Origin of the sequence: Aquabacterium olei (genome assembly GCF_003100395.1) — a bacterium.
GTDB classification, from domain to species: domain Bacteria; phylum Pseudomonadota; class Gammaproteobacteria; order Burkholderiales; family Burkholderiaceae_C; genus Aquabacterium; species Aquabacterium olei.
Window position 1 is genome coordinate 1,686,944 of sequence record NZ_CP029210.1, and the last position, 26,739, is coordinate 1,713,682.

Below are 26,739 nucleotides of genomic sequence, written 5' to 3' on the forward strand. Positions count from 1 at the left end.
AGGCGCGGGGAGTTTGCCCATGTCTGACGTTCTTTGGACTGCGCTGGCCCTCGTGCTCGTGTTCGAGGGGCTGATGCCGGCCATCAATCCGGGTGGCTGGCGTCGCATGTTCGAGCAACTGATGCGCTTCGACGACGAGCAGATCCGTCGTTTCGGGCTCGGCAGCATGGTCGTTGGCCTGCTGCTTCTCTGGTTGATTCAGGCGCTCTCCTGAACGTCCCAGTCGGCCGGCAGGGCACTTCGCTGTCAAAGTGTCCCGAACCCCCGGTAGAATCTCGTTTTTAACCCCCACACGTTTTCTTATGTCGTCTGCTTGGCTGTTGCCAGAGCACATTGCTGACGTCTTGCCCGCGCAGGCCCGTCGCGTGGAAGAGTTGCGTCGCATCTGGCTGGATGTCGCCCGCAGCTACGGCTACGAGCTCGTGATGCCGCCGTTGCTCGAGCACCTTGACTCGCTGTTGTCCGGCACCGGCCGCGCGCTCGATCTCCGCACTTTCAAACTGGTGGACCAGCTCTCCGGTCGCACGCTCGGAGTCCGTGCCGATGCCACGCCTCAGGTGGCCCGAATCGACGCGCACCTGCTGAACCGCGACAGCGTCACCCGTCTGTGCTACTGCGGCCCCGTGCTGCACACCCGACCTGCGAGCCCCCAGGCCAGCCGTGAGCCGCTGCAACTCGGTTGCGAGATCTACGGCCACGCCGGGCTGGAGGCCGAACTGGAATCTACGGAGCTGGCGCTCGAAGGGCTGTTGGGCTCGGGGCTTACCGACCTGGTCATCGACCTGGCTGACGTGCGCCTCATCGAGGGCGTGCTGGCCGGTCTCGGCATCACGGCCCTCGACGACACGACCCGCACCGCGCTGGTCGCCGCGCTGACCGCCAAGGACGTCGCTGCACTGCGCGAGTTGGCGGACCAGGGGCCGCTGGCGGCTGCGCCGGATGCGGCCCGCGTGCTGGTCGGCCTGACGACGCTCTACGGAGGCGACGAGGTGCTGGACCAGGCGCGCGCACTGCTGCCCGACCATCCGATGGTCGGCGCCGCCCTGCGTGACCTCGGCTGGCTGGCTGGCCATCTGCGTCAGACGCAGGCCGACGTCCGTGTGGGCTTCGACCTGTCCGATCTGTCGGGCTACGCTTATTACAGCGGCACCCGCTTTGCCGTCTACGGTGCTGGTCTGGCCGATGCGCTGGTGCGTGGCGGCCGTTACGACGAGGTGGGGGCCGTGTTCGGACGCCGCCGCCCCGCCGTCGGCTTCAGCCTCGACCTCAAGGTGCTGGCGGAGCTGCTCGCCTCGCGCAGCGGTCTTGCCGTGCGCCCCGCCGTGCGGGCTCCCTGGGGTGAAGACCCCGCCTTGCGCCAGGCTGTGCGCACCCTCCGAGGGCAGGGCCACACCGTGGTGTGCGTGCTGCCCGGACATGAACACGACGTCCAGGAATTCGACTGCGACCGCGAGCTCGCACTCGTCGACGGACGCTGGACGGTGCGCGCCCTCTGAGCGCACCGCCTTTCCCTTACGCGAAACAGGAATCTGCCATGCAAAGCACTTCTGCGTCGGCTCGCGCCGGCAACACCACCGCCCGCAACGTTGTGGTGGTTGGCACCCAATGGGGTGACGAAGGCAAGGGCAAGGTCGTCGACTGGCTGACCGACCATGCCGCCGCCGTCGTCCGCTTCCAGGGCGGCCACAATGCCGGCCACACCCTGGTGATCAACGGCAAGAAGACCGCCTTGCAGCTCATCCCGTCGGGCATCATGCGCGACGGCGTGGCCTGCTACATCGGCAACGGTGTGGTGGTGGACCCGACCCACCTGCTGTCTGAAATCAAGCGTCTGGAAGACGCGGGTCTGGATGTGCGCTCGCGCCTGTACATCAGCGAGTCGTGCCCGCTGATCCTGCCCTTCCACGTGGAAGTCGACAAGGCCCGCGAGGCCCTGCGCGAAACCAGCGGCAGCGGCAAGATCGGCACCACCGGCAAGGGCATCGGCCCGGCCTATGAAGACAAGGTCGCCCGCCGTGCCCTGCGCGTGCAGGATCTGAAGCACCCGGACCGCTTCGCCAAGAAGCTGCGCGAGTTGCTGGACCTGCACAACTTCGCGCTGGAGGGGTATCTGAAGGCCGAGAAGCTGGAATTCCAGCCCATCTTCGACCAGGCCATGGCCGCCGCGAAGGAAATCCTGCCTATGCTGGCCGACGTCGGCGTGCGCATCCACGCTCACAACGTGGACGGCGGCAGCGTGCTGTTCGAGGGCGCTCAGGGCACCCTGCTGGACATCGACCATGGCACGTACCCGTACGTGACGTCGTCGAACTGCGTGGCCGGCAATGCCGCAGCCGGTTCGGGTGTCGGCCCGGACAAGCTGCACTACATCCTCGGCATCACCAAGGCCTACACCACGCGCGTGGGCAGTGGTCCGTTCCCGACCGAACTCGACTGGGACACGCCCGGCACGGTCGGCCATCACCTGTCCACCGTCGGCCAGGAGCGTGGCACCGTGACGGGGCGTGCCCGTCGCTGCGGCTGGCTCGATGCCGCGGCCCTGAAGCGCTCGGTGCTGATCAACGGCATCTCGGGCATCTGCCTGACCAAGCTCGACGTGCTCGATGGCCTCAGCGAGATCAAGGTGTGCACCGGGTACATGCTGCGTGGCGAACGGATCGACATCCTGCCGCTGGACGCCGACGACATCGTGGCCTGCGAGCCGATCTATGAGAGCTTCCCGGGTTGGGAAGGCTCCACCTTCGGTATCACCGAATGGGACAAGCTGCCGGCCAATGCGCGCGCCTACCTGGAGCGCGTCGAGGGCTTCATCGGCGCACCGATCGACATGGTCTCCACCGGCCCTGACCGCGACCACACCATCCTGCTGCGTCATCCCTACAAGGGCTGACTGCATCCGTTTTTCCGACCGACAACCCATAGGCACACCATGCTCACCGACGACGGTAAACACCTCTATGTCTCCTGGGAGGAGTACCACCAGCTGATCGAGCGCCTGGCGCTCAAGGTGCACGCTTCCGGCTGGGAGTTCGATCAGATCCTGTGTCTGGCCCGCGGCGGCTTGCGTCCAGGCGATGTGCTGTCGCGCGTGTTCGACAAGCCGCTCGGTATCATGTCGACGAGCTCTTACCGTGACGAAGGCGGCACGCTTCAGGGCCGCCTCGACATGGCGAAGTACATCACCATGCCGAAGGGTGAGCTGGCAGGGCGTGTGCTGTTGGTCGATGACCTGGCTGATTCCGGCGTGACGCTGCAGGCGGTGGTTGAGCGGCTGCGCAGCATGCCGGCCATCACCGAGCTGCGCTCGTCCGTGATCTGGGTGAAGGGCGTGTCCTGCTACACCCCCGACTACTATGTCGAAGCGCTGCCGACGAGCCCCTGGATCCATCAGCCCTTCGAGGAGTACGACGGCCTGCGTCCTGCGGCGCTGCTCAAGCGTTACGAGGTCTGAGTTCCGCAAGAAGCGGAACCCGCGACAGCCCAGGGCAGCCAGATTGGCTGCCTTTTTTCTTGAACGGGGCGTGCTGAGCGCACGCCTCATGTAGGCGAGGGGAGTGGGCCATGCCGGCGCTTGCGTCTGATCGCGAAATGAGGAAAGCCGGTTGACCTTGCGATCAACCGGCTTGCTCATTTGGTGCCCAGGAGAGGACTCGAACCTCCACGGAGTTACCCGCTAGTACCTGAAACTAGTGCGTCTACCAATTCCGCCACCTGGGCAGGTACTTTTTGATGCTGTGCTTTTGCGTTTCAGCGTTGCGCTGCATCAAGACCATTAATGTAGCATCATTTCTGGGTTCCCGTCCAGTTTCTGCTGTGGCGTGGTGAAAAAACGGCACGAAAGGCCGGAAGCCAGTGAAGTGTTGCGTTCCTGCCGCATCGGCGTGGTGCTTCAAGGTCGGGGCCGGGCGGGAGGTCGGTGGGATGTGGTGTACGCTGGGTTTCCGGAGCCCGACATGTTTTTGCAACACCACCACCCCCATCCGCTGCAGGGCGCACGGACGCTGGCTGTCGGATCGGCGGTTGCGTTCAGCGGACATGAAAAAAGCCGGTTGATCATCGATCAACCGGCTCTCTCAATGGTGCCCAGGAGAGGACTCGAACCTCCACGGAGTTACCCGCTAGTACCTGAAACTAGTGCGTCTACCAATTCCGCCACCTGGGCAGGTACTCTTTATCGACTGGCCGACTGCTTGTTTGAAAAACGTTGCAGTGATCAGCGAAGAGTTGAATTCTATCATCAAAATGCGAGACATGACAACACCCCCCACACTTTTTGTGAATCTCATGAGCGAAATCGTTGGCACCGTGCAGGGCCACCGGGATGGCCATGGCTTCGTCCACGCCGATGAAGGCGATGCGACCATCTGGCTTTCGCCACAGGAGATGCGTGCCGTGATGCACCGCGACCGTGTGCGGGTGAGGGTGATGCGCTTCGACCGCAAGGGCCGCCCCGAGGGGCAGGTGCTGGACATCCTCGAGCGTCGCAAGACCCCCATCATCGGCAGGCTGCTGCACGAAGGGGGCGCCTGGCTGGTGGCGCCAGAGGATCGCCGTTTTGGTCGTGACATCCTGGTGCCCGCCAAGGCGATCGGCAAGGCCGAGCCCGGCCAGGTGGTGGCGGTGGAGTTGACGGAGGCGCCGTCGCTGAATGCGCAACCCGTGGGGCGCGTCATCGAGGTGCTTGGCGGCATCGACGATCCCGGCATGGAGATCGAGATCGCGGTGCGCAAGTACGAGGTGCCGCACCGCTTTGGCGACGACGTGCTGGCCCAGGCGGCGAAGCTGCCCGAGAAGGTCCGCCCCGTGGACAAGCGTGGCCGCATCGACATTTCCGATGTGCCGCTGGTGACGATCGACGGCGAGGATGCGCGGGACTTCGACGACGCCGTGTACTGTGAGCCGGCCCGCATCGGCCGAGGCAAGGTGCCGAACGGCTGGCGTCTGATCGTCGCCATTGCCGACGTGAGCCATTATGTGAAGCCCGACGAGCCGTTGGACCGCGAGGCGTATGAGCGGGCCACCTCGGTGTACTTCCCGCGGCGCGTCATTCCGATGCTGCCGGAGAAGCTGTCCAACGGACTGTGCTCCCTCAACCCCGAGGTCGAGCGACTGTCGATGGTGTGCGACATGCTGGTGACGGGGGAGGGCGAAATCCACGCCTACCAGTTCTTCCCTGCCGTGATCCGCTCGCATGCGCGGCTGACTTACACCGAAGTGGCGGCCGTGCTGGGCAACACCCGTGGGCCGGAGGCCCTGCGTCGTGCCGAACTGGTGCCGCATCTGTTGCACCTGCATGAGGTGTACCGCGTGCTGCTCAAGGCTCGCAGTGCGCGTGGCGCGGTGGATTTCGAGACGACCGAGACGCAGATCGTCTGCGACGAAAACGGCCGCATTGCCAAGATCGTGCCGCGTACGCGCACCGAGGCCCACCGGCTGATCGAGGAGGCGATGCTGGCGGCCAACGTGTGCTCCGCTGACTTCATCCTGCGCGCCAAGCACCCGTCTCTGTACCGTGTGCACGAGGGGCCGACGCCCGAGAAGCGCACGCTGCTGAAGAACTATTTGAAGGCGCTGGGGCTGGGGCTCACCCTGGGTGAAGAGCTGCAGCCTGGCGACTTCCAGGCCATTGCACAGGCCACCAAGGACCGGCCCGACGCCACGCAGATTCACACCATGCTGCTGCGTTCGATGCAGCAGGCCATCTACACCCCGGCCAACAGTGGTCACTTCGGGCTGGCCTACGAGGCCTACACCCACTTCACCAGCCCGATCCGGCGCTATCCCGATCTGCTGGTGCACCGCGTGATCAAGGCCCTGCTGGGGCGCAACCGCTATGGGTTGAAGTTGCCGCCGGTGCAATCGTCCGTGGGCAACTTCAAGCGCAAGGGCGGGCAGGGGGGGCTCACTCGTGGCTTGCCTGTGGCTCCGGTCAAGGGGGCGAAGATCAAGCTGCCGCCGGAGGAGGCCATCGCCTGGGAAACCGCCGGTATCCACTGCAGTGCCAACGAGCGGCGCGCCGACGAGGCCTCGCGGGATGTCGAGGCGTGGCTGAAGTGCATGTTCATGCGCGAGCGCCTGGGCGAGGAGTACGGGGGCACCGTCAGTGCGGCCACGAGCTTCGGCCTGTTCGTGCAGCTGGACGGGCTGTATGTCGAGGGCCTGGTGCACATCACCGAGCTGGGCGGCGAGTACTTCCGGTTTGACGAGGCCCGTCAGGAATTGCGTGGCGAGCGTTCAGGTGTGCGGTACGGCGTCGGCGCTCGCGTTCGGGTGCAGGTCAGCCGCGTGGACCTGGACGCCCGCAAGATCGATTTCCGCCTGGTGCGAGAGGATGGCGCGACCACACCGCGGACGCAGCAGGGGCAGGCAGGCAGTGGCCGGGCTGGGCGCAAGGGGCGCTCGGCCAACGAGTACTCGGCTCAGGATGAGCTGTCAGAGATCCAGGAGCTGGACCGTCAGGTGCGCCGCGGTGCGCGTGATGCGCGCGCGGGCGGCAAGGCTGAGCGCCATCCTGCAGCGGAGGCGAGTGGTCGGGGTGGCAAGCCCGCTGCTGGCAAGAAGGCGCCGTCACGCAAGAGCGCCCGCAACAAGCGGTGACGTGAGCCGGGCGCTGAACAGGCGCCGGAAGCGTGCTAGAATCGCAGGGTTTGCCCGGAATGGTCCGGGTGAACACTGTTGAAACCGCGAAGCCGCCAATCCAAGGTGTCGGCCCCGTCCTTCAGAAGGGCGGCCGATCGCTGTCGGCTTCTAGATCCAACCTCTGGAGCAAAAATCATGTCCGTATCCATGCGCGAAATGCTGGAAGCAGGTGTCCACTTCGGTCACCAGACCCGCTTCTGGAACCCCAAGATGGCGCCCTACATCTTCGGCCATCGCAACAAGATTCACATCATCAACCTCGAGAAGACCCAACCGGCTCTCGAGGAAGCCCTGAAGTTCATCAAGCAGCTGTCGGCTCGCCGCGGCACCGTGATGATGATCGGCACCAAGCGCCAGGCCCGTGACACCGTCGCCGAAGAAGCAAGCCGCGCTGGCGTGCCCTTCGTGAACCAGCGCTGGCTGGGCGGCATGCTGACCAACTTCAAGACGGTCAAGGGCTCGCTGAAGAAGCTGAAGGACATGCAGGTTCAGGTCGAAGCCGGTCTGGACAACCTGAAGAAGAAGGAAGGCCTGCTGTTCCAGCGTGACCTGGCCAAGCTCGAGAAGGACATCGGCGGCATTCAGGACATGACCGCGCTGCCGGACGCCCTGTTCGTGATCGACGTCGGCTACCACAAGATCGCCATCGCCGAAGCCAAGAAGCTGGGCATTCCCGTGATCGGCGTGGTGGACACCAACCACTCGCCCGAAGGCATCGACTACGTCATCCCGGGTAACGACGACTCGTCCAAGGCTGTGGCCCTGTACGCCCGCGCCGTGGCCGACGCCATCCTCGAAGGCAAGGCCAACGCCGTGAACGAAGTCGTGGCCGCTGCTGCTGGCGACGACGAATTCGTGGAAGTCAACGAAGCCGCCTGAGTCCCCGTGGCTCGGCAAGAAGGGGCTGTTGTTCAGCCCCTTTTTTTCAACAGATTCTGATGTGACGCGGCCGTGACGCCGCGCCCCCATTCAACGGAGAACAATATGCCCGCAATCACCGCCAGCATGGTCGCCGAACTGCGCGCCAAGACCGATGCCCCGATGATGGAGTGCAAGAAGGCGCTGACCGAAGCCGACGGCGACATGGCCAAGGCTGAAGAAATCCTGCGCGTCAAGCTCGGCAGCAAGGCTTCGAAGGCCGCTTCGCGCGTGACCGCCGAAGGCGTTGTCGCCGCCGCCGTGAACGGCACCACCGGCGCCCTGGTCGAAATCAACTGCGAAACCGACTTCGTGTCGAAGAACGACTCGTTCCTGGCCTTTGCCAAGTCGGTCGCAGAACTGATTGCCCAGCACAACCCGGCCGATGTGGCTGCCCTGGGCGAGCTGCCGCTGTCGCAAGACGGCTTCGGCCCGACCGTGGAAGAAGTGCGCAAGGGCCTGATCGGCAAGATCGGCGAGAACATGAGCATCCGTCGCTTCAAGCGCTACGCTGACGGCGGCAAGCTGGCCTCGTACCTGCACGGTGCCCGCATCGGTGTGGTCGTCGAGTTCGACGGTGAGGACGTGGCGGCCAAGGACGTTGCGATGCACATCGCCGCCATGAAGCCGGTGTCCCTGTCGGCTGCCGACGTGCCCGCCAACCTGATCGAGACCGAGCGCAACGTTGCCACCGCCAAGGCCGCCGAGTCGGGCAAGCCGGCTGACATCGCTGCCAAGATGATCGAAGGCGCGGTGCAGAAATACCTGAAGGAAGTCTCGCTGTTCAACCAGGTCTTCGTGAAGGCCGCCGACGGCAAGCAGACCGTGGAAGCCTACCTGAAGGGTGCCAACACCACCGTCAAGGGCTTCACGATGTTCGTCGTGGGCGAGGGCATCGAAAAGAAGCAGGACGACTTCGCTGCCGAAGTCGCTGCCACGATGGCCGCAGCCAAGGGCCAGTAAGCTGGCTCGACACACAGGGGGCTTCGGCCCCCTTGTGCTATCTCAGATCGACAGAACAAGATTTCCGGGTGCCGGCCGGGTTCCGCAGGAACCGGATTCGCACACCCCCTCTCCAAGCCTTCGGGCACGTCCGGGCGGGTTGCTTGCTGCAACAGGCAGGCTGCACGCCCTGGCACAGAAAACAAGGACGACTGCATGGCCGCCTACAAGCGTATCCTCCTGAAACTTTCCGGTGAAGCCCTGATGGGGGACGATGCGTATGGCATCAACCGCGCGACCATCGTGCGCATGGTCAAGGAAATCCAGGACGTGACCGCGCTGGGCACGCAGGTGGCGGTCGTCATCGGTGGTGGCAACATCTTTCGCGGCGTGGCTGGCGGATCGGTGGGCATGGACCGCGCCACCGCCGACTACATGGGCATGCTGGCCACGGTGATGAACTCGCTGGCCCTGGCCGACACGATGCGTCAGGAAGGCATGACAGCCCGCGTGATGTCGGCCATCAGCATCGACCAGGTCGTCGAGCCGTATGTGCGTCCCAAGGCACTGCAATACCTCGAAGAGGGCAAGGTTGTGGTGTTCGCTGCCGGAACCGGCAACCCCTTCTTCACGACCGACACGGCCGCTGCCCTGCGTGGCGCCGAGATCGGTGCCGAGGTGATGCTGAAGGCCACGAAGGTCGATGGCGTCTACACGGCCGATCCGAAAAAGGATCCGTCTGCCACCCGCTACAGCACGATCACGTTCGACGAGGCGCTGATCAAGAATCTGCAGGTGCTGGACGCGACGGCGTTTGCGCTGTGCCGCGACCAGAATCTGCCGCTCAAGGTGTTCTCGATCTTCAAACCCGGTGCGCTCAAGCGCGTGGTGCTGGGCGAGGACGAGGGCACGCTGGTGCACGTCTGATCATTCGCTGTCGTCCCATTTCCATCCTCACGCGTTTGTCACTCTTCAGGCCGTCAGCCGCACATCCGCACGGAGTCTCTCCATGAGCATTGCAGACATCAAGAAAAACGCCGAACAGAAGATGGCCCGCTCCATCGAGGCCTTCAAGAACGAACTGGCCAAGATCCGCACGGGCCGCGCCCACCCGGGTATCCTCGACCAGGTTCAGGTGGACTACTACGGCTCGCTTGTGCCGATCAGCCAGGTCGCCAACGTGGCGCTGCTTGACGCACGCACCATCAGCGTGCAACCCTGGGAAAAGGGCATGGGCGCGAAGATCGAGAAGGCCATCCGCGAATCCGACCTGGGCTTGAACCCGTCGGCGCAGGGTGACCTGATCCGTGTGCCGATGCCCCCGCTGACCGAAGAGCGCCGCAAGGAGCTCACCAAGGTCGTCAAGGGCGCTGGTGAAGATGCGAAGGTCGCCATTCGCAACCTGCGTCGCGACGCCAACGAACAGGCCAAGCGTCTGCTGAAGGACAAGGCCATCACCGAGGACGAGGATCGTCGCTCGCAGGATGACATCCAGAAGCTGACCGACAAGGTGATCATCGAGGTCGACAAGCTGGTCCAGGGCAAGGAAGCCGAAATCATGGCCGTTTGAGGCCACGGGCTTTGTCATAATCCAGCGCATCGCGAGGCGGCCCGTCCGCCTCGTTGCGTTTCTGACCGTGCCGCATGTGGCGGCGCACGCTTCCCCTCCATCCACGTTTCATGGCCTCATCCTCCACTGCCGCCTTGGTTCCCCGCCACGTCGCCATCGTCATGGACGGCAACGGCCGCTGGGCCCGCAAACGCCTGATGCCGCGCGGCGTCGGGCACAAGGCGGGCGTCGATGCGCTGGTGAAGGTGGTCCAGGCCGCCGCGGCCCGGGACATCGGCTACCTCACGGTGTTTGCGTTCTCGTCCGAGAACTGGAAACGGCCGGAAGAAGAGGTGTCGGGCCTGATGAGCCTGTTGCTCGTCGCGCTCTCCAAGCATCTGGTGAAGCTGAAGGCGGACGGCGTGCGCATCCGCATCGCCGGCGACCTGGAGAGCGTCTCGCCCCGGATCCGCGATGCGCTGCGCGGCGCCGAGGCCGACACGGTCGAGAACAGCCGGCTGGTTCTGACCGTGGCCTTCAACTACGGTGGCCGCTGGGACGTGGTGCAGGCCTGCCGTGCTGCCATGGCCGAAGGTGTTCGCCCGGAGGAGTTGACCGAGGCGGTGCTCTCCCGTCACATGGCGATATCGTACGCGCCGGATCCCGATCTGTTCATCCGCACGGGTGGCGAGGTGCGGCTGTCGAACTTCCTGCTCTGGCAGAGCGCCTATGCGGAACTGGTGTTCACCGACTGCCTCTGGCCTGACTTCGATGCGGACGAGCTCGACAAGGCAATCGCGGCCTTCGCGCGGCGTGAGCGGCGTTTTGGCGATGTTGGGGCGTCCGGGCAGGGCGAAGGCGCGCTGGGCGGGGCGGCCGAGCCGCATCCGCCATCTTTCTCCGAGGAGCGCTGATCATGTTGCGTCAACGGGTCATCACGGCGCTCATCCTGGTCGCCATCCTGCTGCCCACGCTGGTGGTCGACGCGGTCTGGCCTTTCTCGCTGTTATCGCTGGTCTTCATCTCCGCCGCCGGATGGGAGTGGTCCCGCCTGAACGGCGCTCCGGGCGCGCGTGCCTGGCTGATGGCTGCGGCCGTGGCCGGTGGCTGCGTGTACGCGGCCCAGGTGTTCGGTTTGCCTGTATGGCAAGCGGCCGAAAGTCTGCCGGCGGCCGCGCTGACGCACGTCCACGGCGTCGCGCACCCGCTGGTCGGTTTCTTCACGCCGACCTGGGTGTGGCTCACCGCGTTGCCCATCTGGGTGGTGGGCGGCGCGCTCGCGCTGCGCTATGGCCCGCTCTACTGGGGGCAATGGCCGGATTGGCCCCGGCGCCTGCTCGGCCTGTTGATTCTGGTTGCCGCCTGGCTGGCCCTGGCCGACATCAAGGCCCAGGGCGGCAACTTCATGCTCTCCGTGTTCTGTCTTGTGTGGGCGGCTGACATTGGCGCCTACTTTGGCGGGCGGACCTTCGGGCGCCGCAAGCTCGCCCCGGCCATCAGCCCGGGCAAGAGCTGGGAAGGGGTGTGGTCCGGCATGCTGGCGGTGCTGCTGCTGGCCGTGCTGTGGATCGCGATCGACCGCCATGTGGGGGTCGATTCACCCAGCCTGTACAGCCGCCTCTTGCTCGGTGTGGGGCCTGTCGGCATGGTGCTCGCGCTGGCCTTTCTCGCTGCCATGAGTGTGGTGGGCGATCTGTTCGAGTCGATGATCAAGCGGCAGGCAGGCGCCAAGGACAGCAGCCAGCTGCTGCCGGGGCATGGCGGCGTGCTCGACCGCGTCGACGCCTTGCTGCCCGTCCTGCCCCTGTCGCTTGCCTTGATGGCCCTTTGTCATGCCTGATCGTCGTCACGCTGCCCCTCAACGCGTCACCGTGCTCGGGGCCACGGGCTCCATTGGCACCAACACGCTGGATGTGGTTGCGCGCCACCCGGGGCGTTTCGAGGTGTTCGCGCTCACCGGTGCCCAGCGCGTCCAGGAGCTTGCTGCCTTGTGTGCCAGGTGGCAGCCGCGCTTTGCCGTGATGCCGGACGAGTCAGCCGCGGCGCGGTTGCGCACGCTGGGTCGGGAGCAGGGCTGGCGCACCGAGGTGCTCTCCGGTGCTCAGGCACTGTCCGACGTCGCGGCCCACCCGGCGGTCGACATCGTGATGGGCGCCATCGTTGGCGCAGCGGGGCTCGCGCCCTGTCTGGCCGCGGCCAAGGCTGGCAAGCGCCTGTTGCTTGCCAACAAGGAAGCCCTGGTGGTGGGCGGCGGCCTTTTCATGTCGGCCGTGCACGAAGGGGGCGCCACGCTGCTGCCCATCGACAGCGAGCACTCGGCCATCTTTCAATGCCTGCCGGAAGATCCGTCCAGCTGGCCGTCCCGCATCGACCACATCGTGCTGACCGCCTCGGGTGGGCCGTTCCGCCAGCGCGACCCATCGACGTTTGCCGACATCACGCCCGAACAGGCCTGCGCCCATCCGAACTGGGTCATGGGCCGCAAGATTTCGGTGGATTCGGCGACCATGATGAACAAGGCGCTGGAAGTGATCGAGGCGCGCTGGCTGTTTGGCCTGGCGCCCGAGCAGATCCGCGTGGTGCTGCATCCGCAGAGCATCATCCACTCGATGGTCGTGTGTCGCGACCGCTCGGTGCTGGCCCAGCTCGGTACGCCGGACATGCGCGTGCCGATTGCCTATGGCCTGTCGTGGCCCGAGCGCATCGAGTCGGGCGCCGAGATGCTCGATTTCCTCACCCTCAAGGCCCTCACTTTCGAAGAGGCCGACGCTGCGCGTTACCCTGGTCTGCAACTGGCCTGGGAAACCCTGCGTGGCCCCGCTGGCAGCACCTGCGTGCTCAACGCAGCCAACGAAGTGGCGGTCGAGGCCTTCCTGCAGCGGCGGATCCGGTTCGACCAGATCCACCAGGTGAACACCGGGGCGCTTGCCGCCGGCCTGATCGAGGCTGGCATGAGCGAATCGGTCGATGGCTTGCTGGCTCTGGACGCGCGGGTGCGACGCCATGCCGGCGAGCAGGTCGCGGCCCTGGCCCGGTGAAGGCCACCGTGTCGGCCGTCTGATGATCGAAGAGGTGTCGCGATGCTGATGACTGTGCTGTCGTTCCTGCTGACCATCGGCGTGCTCGTGGTGATCCATGAGTACGGTCACTACCGCGCGGCGGTCGCCTGCGACGTCAAGGTCTTGCGCTTTTCAGTGGGATTCGGTCGCGTGCTGTGGCGCCGGCAGCGGGGCGAGACCGAGTTTGTCGTGTCGGCCTTGCCGTTTGGTGGCTACGTGCGGATGCTGGACGAGCGGGAGAGCCCGGTGCCGGCGCAGGAGCGAGGCCGCGCCTTCAACCGAAAGCCGCTCGGGCAGCGCGCCTTCATCGTCGCGGCGGGGCCGGCCGCCAACCTCCTGCTGGCGATTGCGCTGTACGCGGCGGTGAACTGGTCGGGCGTGCAGGAACTGCGCCCGTGGCTGTCTGCACCCCTGCCCGGCAGCCTCGCGGAGCACGCGGGTCTGCAGTCCGGCGATGAAGTGCTGGCGGTGCGCATCGCCGCAGCCGCCCCGGATGACGGTGAGTGGCAGGCCGTGCGCTCCCTGACCGACCTGCAGTGGCGCTTCACCCGGGCGGCTCTGCGTGGCGAGGATCTGCAACTGCAGGTTCACGCGCGGTCGCGTGAGGACGACGCCGGCCGCGGTGTGCGCCAGCTGGCGTTGCCCCTGTCGCGCATCCCGGCCTCCGAGGTGGATGGGAAACTGCTTGATCGCGTCGGGCTGACCGGCCCTTATGCCGAGCCCCTGGTCGACGATGTGGTGGCGGCAGGCCCGGCCGCACGTGCAGGCCTGATGAAGGGCGACCGCGTCCTGCGCATCAATGGACAGGTGCCCCGCGATGCGGCCGAGTTGCGTCGGCTGATCCGCAGCAGCCTCCGTGGCGGGGAGGTGCAGCCGCTGGCGCTCGACGTGGAGCGGGCAGGGCGCACGGTCAATGTGGTCGTTCAGCCCGTCATCAAGGACGTGCAGGGACAGAAGGTTGCGCGCATCGAGGCCGCCCTGGGTGCCATGCCGTCCATTGTCGAGGTGCGTTACGGCTTCGGCGAGGGCCTCGGCATGGCGCTCGAGAAGACCTGGGACACGGCCATTCTCAGCCTCAACATGCTGGGCAAGATGCTGATCGGCGAGGCGTCGATCAAGAACCTCAGCGGCCCCCTGACCATCGCCGACTACGCCGGCAAATCGGCGTCGCTCGGCTGGGTGCACTACCTCGGGTTCCTGGCGCTGGTGAGCGTGAGCCTGGGGGTGCTGAACCTGCTGCCGCTGCCCGTCCTCGATGGCGGGCACCTCATGTATTATCTTTTTGAAGGCGTCACGGGGCGTCCGGTCTCGGACCTGTGGCTGGAGCGCCTCCAACGTGGTGGCGTGGCCATCATGCTGGCGATGATGTCGCTGGCGCTTTACAACGACCTGGCCCGCCTGATCGGCGCGCACTGAGTTTCACTGCATGCACATCCCCTCCATGACGTCCGCTCGGCTGAAGCCGACCCTGCTGGCTGCCTTGTTGGCTTCCTCGCTGTTCCAGTCTGCATGGGCCGTCGAGCCCTTCGTGCTCAAGGACATCCGCGTCGAGGGCTTGCAGCGCGCCGATGCCGGCACCGTGTTTGCCGCACTGCCGTTCCGTGTGGGTGACACCTACACCGACGACAAGGGCGCCACAGGCCTGCGCGCCCTGTTCGCCACCGGGCTGTTCAAGGACGTGCGCATCCAGATCGACGGCAACGTCGCTGTGGTGGTGGTAGAAGAGCGCCCGGTGATCTCGCGCGTCGAGTTCGTCGGGACCAAGGAGTTCGACAAGAACAACCTTGTGAAGGCGCTCAAGGACATCGGGATCGGCGAAGGTCAGCCTTTCGACCGCGCACTGGCCGACCGCGCCGAGCAGGAGCTCAAGCGGCAGTACCTGTCGCGCAGCCTGTACGGCGTCGAGGTCGTCACGACCATCACGCCGGCCGAGCGCAACCGCGTCAACGTGACCTTCACCGTCACGGAAGGCGAGGTCACCAAGATCAAGTCCATCCGCATCACCGGCAACAAGGCCTTTTCGGAAAGCACGCTGCTGGGCCAGATGGACCTGACCACCGGCGGGTGGCTCAGCTGGTACACCAAGTCCGACCAGTACGCGCGCGCCAAGCTGAACGCCGACCTGGAGACCATCCGCTCGTACTACCTGAACCGTGGCTACCTCGAGTTCCGGATCGATTCCACCCAGGTGGCGATCTCGCCGGACAAGCAGGACATCTCGATCGCGATCAACGTGACCGAAGGTCCGCGCTATGTCGTCACGGGCGTTCGCCTCGAAGGTGATTTCCTGGGGCAGGACGAGGCTTTCCGCAACCTGGTGACCGTCAAGCCGGGCGAGCCTTACCGCGCCGAGGACGTGGCGTCGACCACGCGTGCCTTCACCGACCGGTTCGCCGCCTTCGGGTATGCGTTTGCCAAGGTCGACTTCCGCCCGCAGCTCGATCGTGAGAAGGGGCAGGTCGAGGTGGTGATGGTGGCGCAGCCGCAGCGGCGCGTGTACGTGCGACGCGTCAACGTGGCGGGCAACTCCCGCACGCGCGACGAAGTCATCCGCCGTGAATTCCGCCAGTTCGAGTCGGCCTGGTATGACGGCCAGAAGATCAAGCTGTCGCGCGACCGTGTGGACCGCCTGGGCTACTTCAAGCAGGTCAGCATCGACACCGTCGAGGTGCCGGGCACGGCCGATCAGGTCGACCTGACCATCACGGTGGAAGAAAAGCCGACCGGCAACCTGATGCTGGGCGCGGGCTTCTCGAGCGCCGAGAAGTTCACGGTGACGGCGTCGATCCGTCAGGACAACGTGTTCGGCTCCGGCAACTACCTGGGCCTGGACGTCAACACCAGCCGCTACAACCGGACCATCGTGGTCAGCGCCACGGACCCGTACTTCACCGACAACGGCATTTCGCGCACCTACGAGGTCGCGCACCGCACCTCCCGCCCGTACAACACGACCTCGGGTGACTACAAGATCGTCACGCAGTCGGGCACGATCCGGTTCGGCGTGCCCTTCACCGAGTTCGACCGTGTGTTCTTCGGGGCTGGCATCGAGCAGAACAAGATTGAAGGCAGCACGGGCCTGCCGGTCCGGTTCACGCTGGCGCGCGAGCAGTTCGGCTCGCCGGCCACGTCCTATCCGCTGAGCGTGGGCTGGGCCCGCGATTCCCGCGACAGCGTGATCGCCCCGACGCAAGGTCGCTACCAGCGCCTCAACGTGGACGTCAGCCTGGCCGGCTCGACCCAGTACGCACGCGGCAACTACCAGGCGCAGCAGTACATCCCGTTCAGCAAGGCCTACACGCTGGGCCTGAACGGTGAAATCTCGTACGGCAAGGGGCTGGGCGGCAAGCCGTACCCTGTCTTCAAGAACTACTACGGCGGCGGCCTGGGCACCGTGCGGGGCTTCGAAGTGAGCTCGCTGGGCCCGGTCGACATCGAAGGCTCTTACCTGGGCGGCAACAAGCGCCTGAACCTGAACGCCGAGTTCTACGTCCCATTCCCCGGCGCCGGCAACGACCGCACGCTGCGACTGTTCGGCTACGCGGATGCCGGCAACGTCTGGGGCGAAGAGCAGTCCATTCGCGCGCAGGACCTCCGCGCCTCGGTGGGTGTGGGCATCAGCTGGGTGTCGCCAGTGGGGCCGCTCAAGTTGAGCTACGCCAAGCCCTTGCGCTATTTCGATCAAGATAAAATCCAGCGTCTCCAGTTCCAGATCGGCACCGCATTCTGACCATGACCTCGTACCTCAAGACCCTGGTGGCCGCTGGCCTCCTGATGGGTGCCCTGGCTGTGCAGGCGCAGGAACTCAAGATCGGTTTCGTGAACCTCGACCGCGTGCTGCGTGATGCGGCACCGGCCAAGTCTGCCCAGGTCAAGCTGGAATCGGAGTTCGGGCGCCGCGAAAAGGAGCTGCTCGACAACGAGAATCGGCTCAAGGCCGCCTCGGACCGTTTCGAGAAGGACGCCCCGACGCTGGCCGAGAACGAGCGTGCGCGCCGTCAGCGGGAACTGATCGAGCAGGACCGCGAACTGCAGCGTAAGCGCCGCGAGTTCCAGGAAGACCTGAACCAGCGCAAGAACGAAGAGCTTTCGGCGGTGCTGGACCGCGCCAACCGCGTGGTGCGTCAGATCTTCGATCAGGAAAAGTACGACCTCATCGTTCAGGAAGCCGTGTTTGCCAGCCCCCGCGTGGACATCACCGACAAGGTCATCCGGGCCTTGAACGGCGGATCGAGCAAGTGAACGGGCCAGCTTCCGATGACCGCGCACCTGTAGCCGACAGCCAGCCCACCGGGATGGCTGTTCGCCTCGGTGAGCTGGTGGCAGCCCTGGGCGGCGAACTCCACGGCCCCGTCCACCAGCTGGTTCACCGCATTGCGCCGCTGGAGTCGGGTGATGCGGGCAGCATTGCGTTCCTCTCGAACCCCAAGTACCGCGCCCAGCTGCTCACCACCCAGGCAGGGTGCGTGATCGTGAGCCCGGCAGTGCTGGAGGAGGCCGTGGCCCGCGGCGCGGCCATCGTCACGGCCGATCCTTACCTCTACTTTGCGCGCCTGACCCAGTGGTGGGCCGAGCGCGTTCGCCCGCGCCCCGCGGCCGGCATCCATCCGAGCGCCGTGGTCGATGCCACGGCGGTCATCGGCCAGAACGTGCACATCGGGCCCCTGGCAGTGGTCGAGGCGGGGGCCATCCTCGAAGACGGCGTCATCGTCGGGCCGCACTGCACCGTGGGTGCACGCGCGCGCATTGGCGCCGACACGCGCCTGGCGCCCCGCGTCACCATCGGGTTCGACTGCGTGGTGGGTGCACGCTGCCTGTTTCACAGCGGCGTGGTCATCGGTGCCGATGGCTTCGGCTTCGCGCCCCACCAGGGCGCGTGGGAGAAGATCGAGCAGCTGGGCGCCGTCCGAATCGGTGACGACGTGGAGTTGGGCGCCAACACCTGCGTCGACCGCGGCGCGCTGGAAGACACCACGATCGGCAACGGCGTCAAGCTCGACAACCTCGTGCAGATCGCCCACAACGTCCACATCGGCGACCACTCCGCGATGGCCGGCTGCGTCGGCGTGGCCGGCAGCGCCCGCATCGGCAAGCACTGCACGGTGGGTGGCGCCGGCATGATCCTGGGCCACCTGACGCTCGCCGACCACGTCCACGTGTCGTCGGGCACCCTCATTTCCCGCTCGGTGCTCAAACCGGGCCTTTACAGCGGCGCCTTCCCGTTCGACGAGAACGCGAACTGGGAGAAGAACGCGGCGACCCTGCGTCAACTCCACGCCTTGCGCGACCGCATCCGTACCCTAGAAAAGCAAGTGAAAAGCTGATGGACATCCACAAGATCCTTCAAAAGCTCCCCCATCGTTACCCCTTCCTGATGGTGGACCGTGTGCTCGAAGTCGAGAAGAACGTGCGCATCCGCGCGCTGAAGAACGTCACGATCAACGAGCCGTTTTTCCAGGGTCACTTCCCGAACCGCCCGGTGATGCCCGGCGTGATGATGCTGGAAGCATTGGCCCAGGCGGCTGCGCTGCTGGCGTTCGAGACGCAGGGCATTGGCGTGGACGACAACTCGGTGTACTACTTCGTCGGCATCGATGGCGCACGCTTCAAGCGCCCGGTCGAGCCGGGTGACCAGCTGTTCCTCGATGTGGCCATGGACCGCAACAAGGGCGGCATCTACAAGTTCAAGGCGCGCGCGCTGGTGGGCGAAGAGCTGGCGGTCGAAGCCGACCTGATGTGCACTGTGCGCAAGGTGTCCTGAGCGCCATGGCGAGCATCCATCCGACCGCCATCGTCGACCCGAAGGCCGAGCTGGCCGATTCGGTCACCGTGGGGGCGCACACGCTGATCGGCCCCGACGTGCGGATCGGCGAGGGCACGACCGTGGGCCCCCACTGCGTGATCGAGGGCCACACCACGATCGGCCGCGACAACCGCATTTACCAGTTCGCGTCGCTCGGCGCCGACCCGCAGGACAAGAAATACCGGGGTGAGCCCACCCAGCTCATCATCGGGGACCGCAACACCATCCGCGAGTTCACCACGTTCAACACGGGCACGGTGCAGGACAAGGGGCTGACCCAGATCGGCCACGACAACTGGATCATGGCCTATGTGCACGTGGCGCACGACTGCGTCATTGGTGACCACAATGTGATCGCCAATGCGGTGCAGTTCGCAGGCCATGTGCTGGTGGGCAACCACACGCTGATCGGCGGCATGAGCGGCATCCACCAGTTCGTGCGCATCGGTGACTTCGCCATGTTGGGCTTCCAGACCCGTCTGTCGCAGGACCTGCCGCCGTTCACGGTGGCCGCCGGCAACCCGGCCGAAGTGCAGAACGTGCACCAGGAAGGGCCGCGCCGCAAGGGCTACTCGGCCGAGCGCCTGAGCATGCTCAAACAGGTGCACAAGTTGCTGTTCCGCCGTGGCCTGACGCTCGAGGCCGCCAAGGCCGAGATCGCTGCGCTGCGCGGGCAGCAGCCCGATGCCGACGCGGACATCGACAACATGCTGTCCTTCCTGGCGCTGGCCAGCCGGGGCATCGTGCGTTGATGAACGCGCGGGCAGGAGCGGGCGCATGACCCGCATTGCAATGGTGGCCGGCGAGGCGTCCGGCGACCTGCTGGCGGCGCTGATGCTGGGTGGCCTGAAGGGGCGCTGGCCCGACCTGAGGGCTGCCGGCATTGGCGGCCCACGCATGGCAGCCGAAGGGTTCGATGCCTGGTGGCCGAGTGACAAGCTGGCCGTGCACGGTTTCAACCTCGAACTGGTGCGCCGCTTCCGGGAAATCTGGACCATCCGCGAGCGCTTGAGCGACCGGCTGCTGGCCGACCGCCCGGACGTGTTCGTGGGCGTGGACGCGCCGGACTTCAACCTGGGCCTGGAGGCCCGCTTGAAGACAGCGGGGGTCAAGACGGTGCACTTCGTGAGCCCGTCGATCTGGGCCTGGCGTGGCGGGCGCATCAACAAGATCCACCGTTCGGTGGATCACATGCTGTGCCTGTTCCCGTTCGAGCCCGAGCTCTATCACGCCAAGGGCATCGGCGCCACCTTCGTGGGGCACCCGCTGGCCGACACGATCCCGATCGCGCCGCCGCGCGAAGCGGCGCGCGGCCGCCTGGGCGTGGCCGAGGGCACGCCGCTGGTGGCCGTGCTGCCGGGCAGCCGGCGTGGCGAGATCCGTTACATCGCGCCGACCTTCCTTGACACGGTGGCGCTGCTGGCCCGCCAGCGGCCCGATCTGCGCTTCGTGCTGCCGATGGCGCCCGGGCTGCGCGGGATGATCGAGCCGCTGGTGCAGGTCCATTGCCCGGACGTGCCCCTGACGCTGCTCGACGGCCAGTCGCACGATGCGTTGGCCGCCTGCGACGTGACGCTGATTGCGTCCGGTACGGCCACGCTCGAAGCGGCGCTGTTCAAGCGTCCGATGGTGATCGGCTACCGCATCAGCACGCTGAGCTGGCACATCATGCGGCACATGGGCTACCTGCCCTGGGTGGGGCTGCCCAACATCCTCGCGAACGATTTCGTGGTGCCCGAACGGCTTCAGGATGCCGCCGAGCCTGCACAGCTCGCGCGCGATGTGCTGGACTGGCTGGACAACCCGGCCCGGGGCGAGGCCGTTCAGCAGCGTTTCACCGAACTTCACCACAGCCTGCGCCGCGACACGGCCCGGGCCGCCACCGATGCGATCGCCCAGGTCATCGGCGCGCGCTGACGCCTCTGCTGCCCCCGAGCAGCTGGATCTGCTCTGGACGCCGCCCGTGATCGGCCTGCTGGCCGGGGTCGACGAGGCGGGGCGCGGGCCGCTCGCCGGTCCCGTGGTGGCCGCCGCGGTGATCCTCGATGACCTGCAGCCCATTGCGGGCCTGAACGATTCGAAGAAGCTGACAGCCCGCGCCCGCGAGCGTCTGTTCGACGAGATCCGGGCGAAGGCGCTGTGCTGCTGCATTGCCGAAGCGAGTGTCGAGGAGATCGACCAGCTGAACATCCTGCATGCGACCATGCTGGCGATGAAGCGGGCGGTCGATGGGCTGCGGCTGAAACCAGCCCTGGTGCAGGTGGATGGCAACCGCGTGCCACCGCATCTGGGTGTGGCCGCCCAGGCCATTGTCAAGGGCGACGCCAAGGTTCAGGCGATTTCTGCTGCATCCATTCTGGCCAAGGTGCATCGCGACCGCCTGTGCGATGCGCTGCACGCCCGCTATCCTCACCATGGCTTCGAGTCCCACAAGGGGTACCCGACGCCGGAACACCTGGCAGCGCTGGGCGAGCATGGCGTGACGCCAGCGCATCGGCGCAGCTTCGCCCCGGTAAGGCTCGCATTGGCCGAAGGCCGCGTCGCGGTGCCGGTCGACTCTGCCGTTTCGATGAACGTGCTGTCCACTGCCGCCGCCGACGGTCTTTCGCTGGCCTGATTCGTCTGATCCATCTGCCATGAGCCCCACCGACCGCGCCACCCCGCGCCCGCCGCAGTTCGTCACTTCGCGCGACAACGCCCTCGTTCAGCGCTTGCGCAAGCTCGGGCAGGACCCGACGGCCTACCGCAAGCTGGGCGAGGTCTGGCTCGAGGGCGACCACCTGTGTGCCGCAGCCGTTCAGCGCGGTGTGCCGGCGGACACCGCCGTGGTGGCCGACACGGCCTGGTTGGGCGAGCATGGCTGCGCAAGCGGCCAGGATGCGCAGGCGGCCGCCTTGAGCCAGCTGGCCCGCCATGCGGCCCGTGTGGTGGTGGTGCCCGAAGCGCTGTGGCGGCATTTCACGGGCCTGGAGTCGCCTGCCCGCATCGGCTTCCTGCTGGCGCGCCCGGATGGCAGCGGGGCGCTTCGCCCGGGTCTGGCGACCGTGGTGCTCGACCGACTGCAGGACGCGGGCAATGTCGGCTCGATCCTGCGCAGCGCCTCGGCGCTGGGCGTGCAACAGGTGGTTGCCATCAAGGGCACCGCAGCGCTGTGGTCGCCCAAGGTGTTGCGGGCGGCCATGGGGGCGCACTTCGGCCTCCATCTGGTGGAGCAGGTGGAGGTGGCCGAACTGGACGACCTGGCGGTGCCTCTGGTGGCCACCAGCTCGCATGCCGAACACTTGCTGCCTGTGGCGCCGCTGCCGGATCCTTGTGCCTGGGTGCTGGGGCACGAGGGGCAGGGCGTGGGCGATGCGCTGATGACGCGGTGTGCGATGACGGTGTCCATTCCGCAGCCGGGCGGCGAAGAGTCGCTCAATGTCGCCTCGGCTGCAGCGATCTGCCTGTACGAATCGCTCCGACGCCGCCTTTGATCGCATCGCCCCTTGTAGTGCGAATTATTCGCATTTAGAATGCCGGCATGCAAGAACTCTCACGCGAGTCCCACCCGGTGGCTGACTGCCCGTCGGCCGGTGCCGCCATCTCTCCGGCTGACCTGGGTGGCAGTGCCGACGCGACTCTGCACACCGTCGACAGCGAAGCGCTGTTTCGTGGGGGCCGCGTGCTGCACATCCAGCACGAGGGGGCCCTCTACCAGCTTCGCCTGACCAAGCTGGGCAAGCTCATCCTCACAAAGTGACGTTGGGGGCAGGGGTGGTGAGGCCGCCCGTACAATGCGCCCATGGCAGAACCGCGCGCCGCGCGGTCTGCGCCTGTCTTGATGGAGGATGAACATGGATCGCTCGCTCAAACCCCTTGACGCCGTGTATGGCGGCCAGGCCGTCGGTGCACAGCGTCGCGTGCTGCGCAACACCTACGCCCTGCTGGCCCTGTCGATGGTGCCCACCGTCCTCGGCGCCTGGCTGGGTGTCTCGATGGGCTTCAGTTTCTTCAGCGGCAGCCCGTTGATCGGCTTCGGCATTTTCATGGCCGTCGCGTTCGGCTTCTTCTTCGCCATCGAGAAGTTCAAGCACTCGGGCGTCGGGGTGCTGCTGCTGCTGGGCTTCACCTTCTTCATGGGCCTGATGCTCTCGCGGCTCATCGGGGCGGTGCTGGGCCTGTCCAATGGGGCCCAGTTGATCGGCTTCGCCTTCGGCGGCACAGCGGTGGTCTTCGGTGCCATGGCCACGCTGGCGTCGACCATCAAACGCGACCTGTCCGGCATGGGCAAGTGGCTGTTCGTGGGGGTGCTGGTCGTGCTGGTGGCCGCTGTGGCCAACATCTGGCTGCAGATGCCGGCGCTGATGCTCGCCGTGTCGACGCTGATGGTGGGCATCTTCTCGGCCTACATCCTGTATGACCTGAAGCGCGTGATGGACGGTGGCGAGACGAACTACGTCACGGCGACCCTGGCCATCTACCTCGACATCTACAACGTGTTCACCGCATTGCTGCAACTGCTGGGCATCCTCGGCGGCAGCGACGACTGATTCCCATCCCGGTGCGCATGCGCACCTGGAACAAGGGCCGCACGCCTGGCGCGTTGCGGCCTCTTTTCTGGTTCGTGAGAACGGAGCCGCCGCTGGCAACGGCCATGGGCGGCCTTTGCTTCAGTATTCGTCGCCGCCGACGTAGGTGCCGGGGGCCAGGTTCTCGAAGCGCGTGTTGGCCTTCAGGAAGGCCAGGTGAACGGCGCCCACCGGCCCGTTACGCTGCTTGCCGATGATGATTTCGGCCATGCCCTGCAGCTTCGATTCGCGGTTGTAGTACTCGTCGCGGTAGATGAACATGATGACGTCGGCGTCCTGCTCGATGGCGCCGGATTCCCGCAGGTCGGACATCATGGGGCGCTTGTCGGGGCGCGTTTCGACCGAGCGGTTCAGCTGGGACAGCGCGATCACCGGGCACTGTAGCTCCTTGGCCAGCGCCTTCAGGCCCCGCGAAATTTCGCCGATCACGGTGGCGCGGTTTTCCTCGTTGCCACCCGAGCCGCTCATCAGCTGCAGGTAGTCGATGATGATCAGGCCCAGCGTGCCACCGAACTGACGCGCCAGCCGGCGGGCGCGTGCCCGCAGTTCGTTGGGCGACAGGCCCGGCGTCTCGTCGATGAAGACGTTGGCCGTGCGGAGCTTCTCGACGGTTTCGCTCAGGCGGCTCCATTCGTCGTCCGTGAGACGACCGGTACGCAGGTTCTGCTGGTTGATGCGGCCGATCGAGCCCACCATACGCAGGGCGAGCTGGGAGGCGCCCATTTCCATCGAGAACACGGCCACCGGCAGGCCTTCATTGACCGCGACGTTCTCGCCGATGTTCAGCGCAAAGGCCGTCTTGCCCATGGAGGGGCGCGCCGCCAGGATGATGAGGTCGCCCTTCTGCAGGCCGGCCGTCATCTTGTCCATCTCGACAAAGCCGGTGCGCACGCCGGTCACGTCTTCGGAGCCGTTGTCGGCCAGTTCAGTCACGCGGTCGAGCAGGTCGACCACCAGGCCGTCCATCGAGTGGAAGCCCTGTTTGCTCTTGTTGCCTTCCTCGCCGATCTTCATGACCTTGGCTTCGGCCTCGTCGAGGATGTCGGAAACCGAGCGGCCACCCGGGTTGAAGGCGTTGGTCGCGATCTCATCGCTGACGGTGACCAGCTTGCGCAGCACCGCACGCTCACGGACGATTTCTGCGTAGCGGCGCATGTTGGCCGCACTGGGCACGGACTGCGCGAGGGCGTTCAGGTAGCCCAGCCCGCCGATTTCCGTGCCTTTGCCCGCCATCTGGAGCTGCTCGTAGACCGTGATCACGTCCGCCGGCTTGGAGGCGTTGATCAACTGCTGGATGGCGGTAAAGATGAGCTGGTGTTCGTGGCGATAGAAATCGCTTTCACTGAGCAGATCCGAGGCGCGGTCCCAGGCGCTGTTGTCGAGCAGCAGGCCACCCAGAACGCTCTGTTCAGCCTCAATGGAGTGGGGCGGCACGCGCAACTTGGCGATCTCGTCGCTCGGGATGCGGGTGTCGTTCGACGCGTTGGAGGAGGGGAACACAGCGGCCATGACGCAATGATAAGTGGCGCGCACACCGCGTGGTGGCGTGCCTGTGGACAAGGCTGTGGGCAAGCCTGTGAACGGGCGTGGGACAGCCTGGGGGTGACCTGTGCAATGCGGTGGACAAGTCGGCGCCCAAAATGAACAAGGCCGGCAAAAGCCGGCCCTGCGGGGGGAGCCAGGGCAGGCCTGGCTCAGTGTGCGCGTGACGCGATCAGACGGTTTCGCCGACCACAGCCACGGTCACGTCGACCACCACATCGGTGTGCAGCGCCACGGAAACCGGGTGCTCGCCCACGGTCTTCAGCGGGCCGTTCGGCAGACGGATCTGCTGCTTGGCCACGTCGAAGCCAGCGGCCTTCAGGCCATCGGCGATGTCGTGGTTGGTGACCGAACCGAACAGGCGGCCGTCCACGCCAGCCTTCTGGCTGACGGTGACGGTCTTGCCGGTCAGCTTTTCGCCGACGGCCTGAGCGGCGGCCAGCTTCTCGGCCTGAGCCTTTTCCAGCTCGGCGCGACGGGCTTCGAACTCGGCCACGGCCTTTTCGGTGGCGCGACGGGCCTGCTTGGTCGGGATCAGGAAGTTACGGGCGTAGCCGTCCTTCACCTTGACCACATCACCCAGGTTGCCCAGGTTGGCGACTTTTTCGAGGAGGATGATTTGCATGACGAGGACTCCTTAGACGCGGTGCTGATCGCTGTAGGGCAGCAGGGCCAGGAAGCGAGCGCGCTTGATGGCGGTGGTCAGCTGACGCTGGTAGATCGCGCGGGTGCCGGTCAGGCGTGCGGGGATGATCTTGCCGTTTTCAGCGATGAAGTCGCGCAGGGTGTCGACGTCCTTGTAGTCGATCTGTTCGACGCCAGCGACGGTGAAGCGGCAGAAGCGCTTGCGGCGGAACAGCAGGGATTGCGTGTTGCGCTTGCCCTTGCGGTCTTTGGAGAACTTGCCGTTCTTGGAGCGGGGAGCAGCCATGATGACCTCTCAGTATCCGAATGGATGTTTAAACGATGTCGTTGAGTTCGGTGATGTGAAGCAGCACACCTCGTCCGTTGCGCGGCGCCCCGAGGAAGCCGGTGATGCCGATGGGCACACCGGTGTCCTGCCGGTTCAGGCGGTTGGCGATGTCGCCAAGCGCCAGGGCCCTGAGTTCCAGCTTCACCTTGCGGGTCTGCTGGGCTTCCGTCACCTCGGATTCGTGTTCAAGCACGAGGTCGAGGGCGGGGAGGCCGGCGGGGGTGTATCGCAGCGCCTTGCGCTCGATGATCTTGGCGGACAGCAGGACGTGATTCATGTCGTGCGGTGCCCGCGCAGACCCCGATCGCGGGGACGCGGTGCCTGGATGCCTTGCGGCATCAATCAGGCAGCGGCTTGCTCCTGAGCGGCCTTGCGGGCCTCTTCACGCTCAACTTGCTTCATCATCACGGAAGGAGCGGTCTCGGCCTTGTCCTTCTGCACGGTCAGGTGACGCAGCACGGCGTCGTTGAACTTGAAGCCGGTTTCGATTTCAGCCAGGGTTTCCTTGCTGATTTCGACGTTCAGGCACAGGTAGTGCGCCTTGGCCAGCTTGTTGATCTGGTAAGCCAGCTGACGGCGGCCCCAGTCTTCAACGCGGTGCACCTGGCCACCGTTCGTGGTGATCAGGGTCTTGTAGCGCTCCAGCATGGCCGGAACCTGTTCGCTTTGATCCGGGTGGATCAGCACGATGATTTCGTAGTGACGCATGGAAACTCCTTGTGGATTCCAGTTGATGGAAGCCGTCG

28 protein-coding genes and 2 tRNA genes are annotated in these 26,739 nt (G+C 65.8%); 23 read left to right on the forward strand and 7 right to left on the reverse strand.

Translation table 11 applies throughout. From position 1 onward, the window contains the following. Positions 1-19 precede the first annotated feature (19 nt). The 4 genes from DEH84_RS07710 to DEH84_RS07725 all read left to right on the forward strand — a co-directional run bounded on the left by DEH84_RS07710 (position 20) and on the right by DEH84_RS07725 (position 3,451). Complete coding sequence (locus tag DEH84_RS07710) at positions 20-214, forward strand: DUF2065 domain-containing protein (protein WP_109036256.1); 195 nt, start codon at positions 20-22, stop codon at positions 212-214. 88 nt (positions 215-302) lie between these two features. Continuing rightward, a complete protein-coding gene (locus tag DEH84_RS07715) occupies positions 303-1,496 on the forward strand; it encodes an ATP phosphoribosyltransferase regulatory subunit (RefSeq protein WP_109036258.1) in 1,194 nt (397 codons plus the stop codon). Positions 1,497-1,534: 38 nt separating this feature from the next. Then, positions 1,535-2,890 carry an adenylosuccinate synthase gene (locus DEH84_RS07720; RefSeq protein WP_109036259.1) on the forward strand — a complete coding sequence of 452 codons (1,356 nt, stop codon included), beginning with the start codon at positions 1,535-1,537 and terminating at the stop codon, positions 2,888-2,890. Between the two features lie 39 nt (positions 2,891-2,929). Continuing rightward, complete coding sequence (locus tag DEH84_RS07725; RefSeq protein WP_109036261.1) at positions 2,930-3,451, forward strand: phosphoribosyltransferase; 522 nt, start codon at positions 2,930-2,932, stop codon at positions 3,449-3,451. A gap of 181 nt (positions 3,452-3,632) precedes the next feature. Here DEH84_RS07725 and DEH84_RS07730 read toward each other — a convergent pair. Then, positions 3,633-3,717: transfer RNA gene (locus DEH84_RS07730), tRNA-Leu, on the reverse strand. Between the two features lie 360 nt (positions 3,718-4,077). Next, positions 4,078-4,162, reverse strand: a tRNA-Leu gene (locus DEH84_RS07735). 122 nt (positions 4,163-4,284) lie between these two features. Here DEH84_RS07735 and rnr point away from each other — a divergent pair. The 19 genes from rnr to DEH84_RS07830 all read left to right on the forward strand — a co-directional run bounded on the left by rnr (position 4,285) and on the right by DEH84_RS07830 (position 23,439). Next, entirely contained in the window at positions 4,285-6,597 is a 2,313-nt protein-coding gene (gene rnr / locus DEH84_RS07740; RefSeq protein WP_109036263.1) for a ribonuclease R, read from the forward strand. A gap of 177 nt (positions 6,598-6,774) precedes the next feature. Further along, a complete protein-coding gene (gene rpsB, locus DEH84_RS07745; protein WP_109036265.1) occupies positions 6,775-7,518 on the forward strand; it encodes a 30S ribosomal protein S2 in 744 nt (247 codons plus the stop codon). A gap of 105 nt (positions 7,519-7,623) precedes the next feature. After that, positions 7,624-8,520 carry a translation elongation factor Ts gene (gene tsf / locus DEH84_RS07750; protein ID WP_109036267.1) on the forward strand — a complete coding sequence of 299 codons (897 nt, stop codon included), beginning with the start codon at positions 7,624-7,626 and terminating at the stop codon, positions 8,518-8,520. Between the two features lie 195 nt (positions 8,521-8,715). Beyond that, entirely contained in the window at positions 8,716-9,426 is a 711-nt protein-coding gene (gene pyrH / locus DEH84_RS07755) for a UMP kinase (protein WP_109036269.1), read from the forward strand. An 82-nt stretch (positions 9,427-9,508) separates the two neighbouring features. Next, entirely contained in the window at positions 9,509-10,069 is a 561-nt protein-coding gene (gene frr / locus DEH84_RS07760) for a ribosome recycling factor (protein WP_109036271.1), read from the forward strand. 110 nt (positions 10,070-10,179) lie between these two features. Next, positions 10,180-10,962 (forward strand): polyprenyl diphosphate synthase, encoded by a 783-nt coding sequence (gene uppS / locus DEH84_RS07765; RefSeq protein WP_109036273.1) that lies wholly within the window; start codon positions 10,180-10,182, stop codon positions 10,960-10,962. A 2-nt stretch (positions 10,963-10,964) separates the two neighbouring features. Continuing rightward, positions 10,965-11,888, forward strand: a complete 924-nt coding sequence (locus tag DEH84_RS07770) for a phosphatidate cytidylyltransferase (RefSeq protein ID WP_109036275.1) — start codon at positions 10,965-10,967, stop codon at positions 11,886-11,888. Continuing rightward, positions 11,881-13,086, forward strand: a complete 1,206-nt coding sequence (ispC, locus tag DEH84_RS07775; RefSeq protein WP_109036277.1) for a 1-deoxy-D-xylulose-5-phosphate reductoisomerase — start codon at positions 11,881-11,883, stop codon at positions 13,084-13,086. Before DEH84_RS07770 ends, ispC begins: the two co-directional genes overlap by 8 nt. Before the next feature lie 42 nt (positions 13,087-13,128). Next, a complete protein-coding gene (rseP, locus tag DEH84_RS07780; RefSeq protein WP_109036279.1) occupies positions 13,129-14,523 on the forward strand; it encodes an RIP metalloprotease RseP in 1,395 nt (464 codons plus the stop codon). Positions 14,524-14,548: 25 nt separating this feature from the next. Continuing rightward, positions 14,549-16,837 (forward strand): outer membrane protein assembly factor BamA, encoded by a 2,289-nt coding sequence (gene bamA / locus DEH84_RS07785; RefSeq protein WP_245932717.1) that lies wholly within the window; start codon positions 14,549-14,551, stop codon positions 16,835-16,837. A 2-nt stretch (positions 16,838-16,839) separates the two neighbouring features. Then, positions 16,840-17,349 (forward strand): OmpH/Skp family outer membrane protein, encoded by a 510-nt coding sequence (locus tag DEH84_RS07790; RefSeq protein WP_109036283.1) that lies wholly within the window; start codon positions 16,840-16,842, stop codon positions 17,347-17,349. Positions 17,350-17,402: 53 nt separating this feature from the next. Then, on the forward strand, positions 17,403-18,431 hold the full coding sequence (gene lpxD / locus DEH84_RS07795; RefSeq protein ID WP_109036285.1) for a UDP-3-O-(3-hydroxymyristoyl)glucosamine N-acyltransferase: 1,029 nt from the start codon (positions 17,403-17,405) through the stop codon (positions 18,429-18,431). Then, positions 18,428-18,868, forward strand: a complete 441-nt coding sequence (fabZ, locus tag DEH84_RS07800) for a 3-hydroxyacyl-ACP dehydratase FabZ (RefSeq protein WP_109036287.1) — start codon at positions 18,428-18,430, stop codon at positions 18,866-18,868. The genes lpxD and fabZ overlap by 4 nt, the downstream gene beginning before the upstream one ends. 5 nt (positions 18,869-18,873) lie before the next feature. Continuing rightward, on the forward strand, positions 18,874-19,662 hold the full coding sequence (gene lpxA / locus DEH84_RS07805) for an acyl-ACP--UDP-N-acetylglucosamine O-acyltransferase (RefSeq protein WP_109036289.1): 789 nt from the start codon (positions 18,874-18,876) through the stop codon (positions 19,660-19,662). Positions 19,663-19,687: 25 nt separating this feature from the next. Further along, positions 19,688-20,827 (forward strand): lipid-A-disaccharide synthase, encoded by a 1,140-nt coding sequence (gene lpxB, locus DEH84_RS07810; RefSeq protein WP_245932718.1) that lies wholly within the window; start codon positions 19,688-19,690, stop codon positions 20,825-20,827. Next, the gene (gene rnhB, locus DEH84_RS07815; RefSeq protein WP_109036291.1) at positions 20,796-21,527 is read left to right on the forward strand and encodes a ribonuclease HII; all 732 of its coding nucleotides are present in this window, start codon (positions 20,796-20,798) and stop codon (positions 21,525-21,527) included. The genes lpxB and rnhB overlap by 32 nt, the downstream gene beginning before the upstream one ends. 19 nt (positions 21,528-21,546) lie before the next feature. After that, positions 21,547-22,383: a TrmH family RNA methyltransferase gene (locus DEH84_RS07820; protein ID WP_109036293.1), complete on the forward strand. Its 837-nt coding sequence runs from the start codon at positions 21,547-21,549 to the stop codon at positions 22,381-22,383. Between the two features lie 47 nt (positions 22,384-22,430). Further along, complete coding sequence (gene hemP, locus DEH84_RS07825; RefSeq protein ID WP_109036295.1) at positions 22,431-22,649, forward strand: hemin uptake protein HemP; 219 nt, start codon at positions 22,431-22,433, stop codon at positions 22,647-22,649. 94 nt (positions 22,650-22,743) lie between these two features. After that, positions 22,744-23,439 (forward strand): Bax inhibitor-1 family protein, encoded by a 696-nt coding sequence (locus tag DEH84_RS07830; protein ID WP_109038277.1) that lies wholly within the window; start codon positions 22,744-22,746, stop codon positions 23,437-23,439. A 120-nt stretch (positions 23,440-23,559) separates the two neighbouring features. Here the strand turns inward: DEH84_RS07830 and dnaB are convergent, their stop codons facing one another. The 5 genes from dnaB to rpsF all read right to left on the reverse strand — a co-directional run bounded on the left by dnaB (position 23,560) and on the right by rpsF (position 26,701). Continuing rightward, the gene (gene dnaB, locus DEH84_RS07835) at positions 23,560-24,987 is read right to left on the reverse strand and encodes a replicative DNA helicase (protein ID WP_109036297.1); all 1,428 of its coding nucleotides are present in this window, start codon (positions 24,985-24,987) and stop codon (positions 23,560-23,562) included. Between the two features lie 205 nt (positions 24,988-25,192). Then, complete coding sequence (gene rplI, locus DEH84_RS07840) at positions 25,193-25,645, reverse strand: 50S ribosomal protein L9 (protein WP_109036299.1); 453 nt, start codon at positions 25,643-25,645, stop codon at positions 25,193-25,195. Between the two features lie 12 nt (positions 25,646-25,657). Then, positions 25,658-25,951, reverse strand: coding sequence for a 30S ribosomal protein S18 (gene rpsR / locus DEH84_RS07845; RefSeq protein ID WP_058086160.1), 294 nt, complete (start codon positions 25,949-25,951; stop codon positions 25,658-25,660). A gap of 28 nt (positions 25,952-25,979) precedes the next feature. Continuing rightward, complete coding sequence (priB, locus tag DEH84_RS07850; protein WP_109036301.1) at positions 25,980-26,270, reverse strand: primosomal replication protein N; 291 nt, start codon at positions 26,268-26,270, stop codon at positions 25,980-25,982. A 65-nt stretch (positions 26,271-26,335) separates the two neighbouring features. Continuing rightward, the gene (rpsF, locus tag DEH84_RS07855; protein WP_109036303.1) at positions 26,336-26,701 is read right to left on the reverse strand and encodes a 30S ribosomal protein S6; all 366 of its coding nucleotides are present in this window, start codon (positions 26,699-26,701) and stop codon (positions 26,336-26,338) included. Positions 26,702-26,739 lie beyond the last annotated feature (38 nt).

Coding starts and splice junctions, on each gene's coding strand:
- DEH84_RS07710 (WP_109036256.1), top strand. CDS start 20: ATGTCTGACGTTCTTTGGACTGCGCTGGCCCTCGTGCTCGTGTTCGAG.
- DEH84_RS07715 (WP_109036258.1), top strand. CDS start 303: ATGTCGTCTGCTTGGCTGTTGCCAGAGCACATTGCTGACGTCTTGCCC.
- DEH84_RS07720 (WP_109036259.1), top strand. CDS start 1,535: ATGCAAAGCACTTCTGCGTCGGCTCGCGCCGGCAACACCACCGCCCGC.
- DEH84_RS07725 (WP_109036261.1), top strand. CDS start 2,930: ATGCTCACCGACGACGGTAAACACCTCTATGTCTCCTGGGAGGAGTAC.
- rnr (WP_109036263.1), top strand. CDS start 4,285: ATGAGCGAAATCGTTGGCACCGTGCAGGGCCACCGGGATGGCCATGGC.
- rpsB (WP_109036265.1), top strand. CDS start 6,775: ATGTCCGTATCCATGCGCGAAATGCTGGAAGCAGGTGTCCACTTCGGT.
- tsf (WP_109036267.1), top strand. CDS start 7,624: ATGCCCGCAATCACCGCCAGCATGGTCGCCGAACTGCGCGCCAAGACC.
- pyrH (WP_109036269.1), top strand. CDS start 8,716: ATGGCCGCCTACAAGCGTATCCTCCTGAAACTTTCCGGTGAAGCCCTG.
- frr (WP_109036271.1), top strand. CDS start 9,509: ATGAGCATTGCAGACATCAAGAAAAACGCCGAACAGAAGATGGCCCGC.
- uppS (WP_109036273.1), top strand. CDS start 10,180: ATGGCCTCATCCTCCACTGCCGCCTTGGTTCCCCGCCACGTCGCCATC.
- DEH84_RS07770 (WP_109036275.1), top strand. CDS start 10,965: ATGTTGCGTCAACGGGTCATCACGGCGCTCATCCTGGTCGCCATCCTG.
- ispC (WP_109036277.1), top strand. CDS start 11,881: ATGCCTGATCGTCGTCACGCTGCCCCTCAACGCGTCACCGTGCTCGGG.
- rseP (WP_109036279.1), top strand. CDS start 13,129: ATGCTGATGACTGTGCTGTCGTTCCTGCTGACCATCGGCGTGCTCGTG.
- bamA (WP_245932717.1), top strand. CDS start 14,549: ATGACGTCCGCTCGGCTGAAGCCGACCCTGCTGGCTGCCTTGTTGGCT.
- DEH84_RS07790 (WP_109036283.1), top strand. CDS start 16,840: ATGACCTCGTACCTCAAGACCCTGGTGGCCGCTGGCCTCCTGATGGGT.
- lpxD (WP_109036285.1), top strand. CDS start 17,403: ATGGCTGTTCGCCTCGGTGAGCTGGTGGCAGCCCTGGGCGGCGAACTC.
- lpxA (WP_109036289.1), top strand. CDS start 18,874: ATGGCGAGCATCCATCCGACCGCCATCGTCGACCCGAAGGCCGAGCTG.
- lpxB (WP_245932718.1), top strand. CDS start 19,688: ATGACCCGCATTGCAATGGTGGCCGGCGAGGCGTCCGGCGACCTGCTG.
- rnhB (WP_109036291.1), top strand. CDS start 20,796: ATGCGATCGCCCAGGTCATCGGCGCGCGCTGACGCCTCTGCTGCCCCC.
- DEH84_RS07820 (WP_109036293.1), top strand. CDS start 21,547: ATGAGCCCCACCGACCGCGCCACCCCGCGCCCGCCGCAGTTCGTCACT.
- hemP (WP_109036295.1), top strand. CDS start 22,431: ATGCAAGAACTCTCACGCGAGTCCCACCCGGTGGCTGACTGCCCGTCG.
- DEH84_RS07830 (WP_109038277.1), top strand. CDS start 22,744: ATGGATCGCTCGCTCAAACCCCTTGACGCCGTGTATGGCGGCCAGGCC.
- dnaB (WP_109036297.1), bottom strand. CDS start 24,987: ATGGCCGCTGTGTTCCCCTCCTCCAACGCGTCGAACGACACCCGCATC.
- rplI (WP_109036299.1), bottom strand. CDS start 25,645: ATGCAAATCATCCTCCTCGAAAAAGTCGCCAACCTGGGCAACCTGGGT.
- rpsR (WP_058086160.1), bottom strand. CDS start 25,951: ATGGCTGCTCCCCGCTCCAAGAACGGCAAGTTCTCCAAAGACCGCAAG.
- priB (WP_109036301.1), bottom strand. CDS start 26,270: ATGAATCACGTCCTGCTGTCCGCCAAGATCATCGAGCGCAAGGCGCTG.
- rpsF (WP_109036303.1), bottom strand. CDS start 26,701: ATGCGTCACTACGAAATCATCGTGCTGATCCACCCGGATCAAAGCGAA.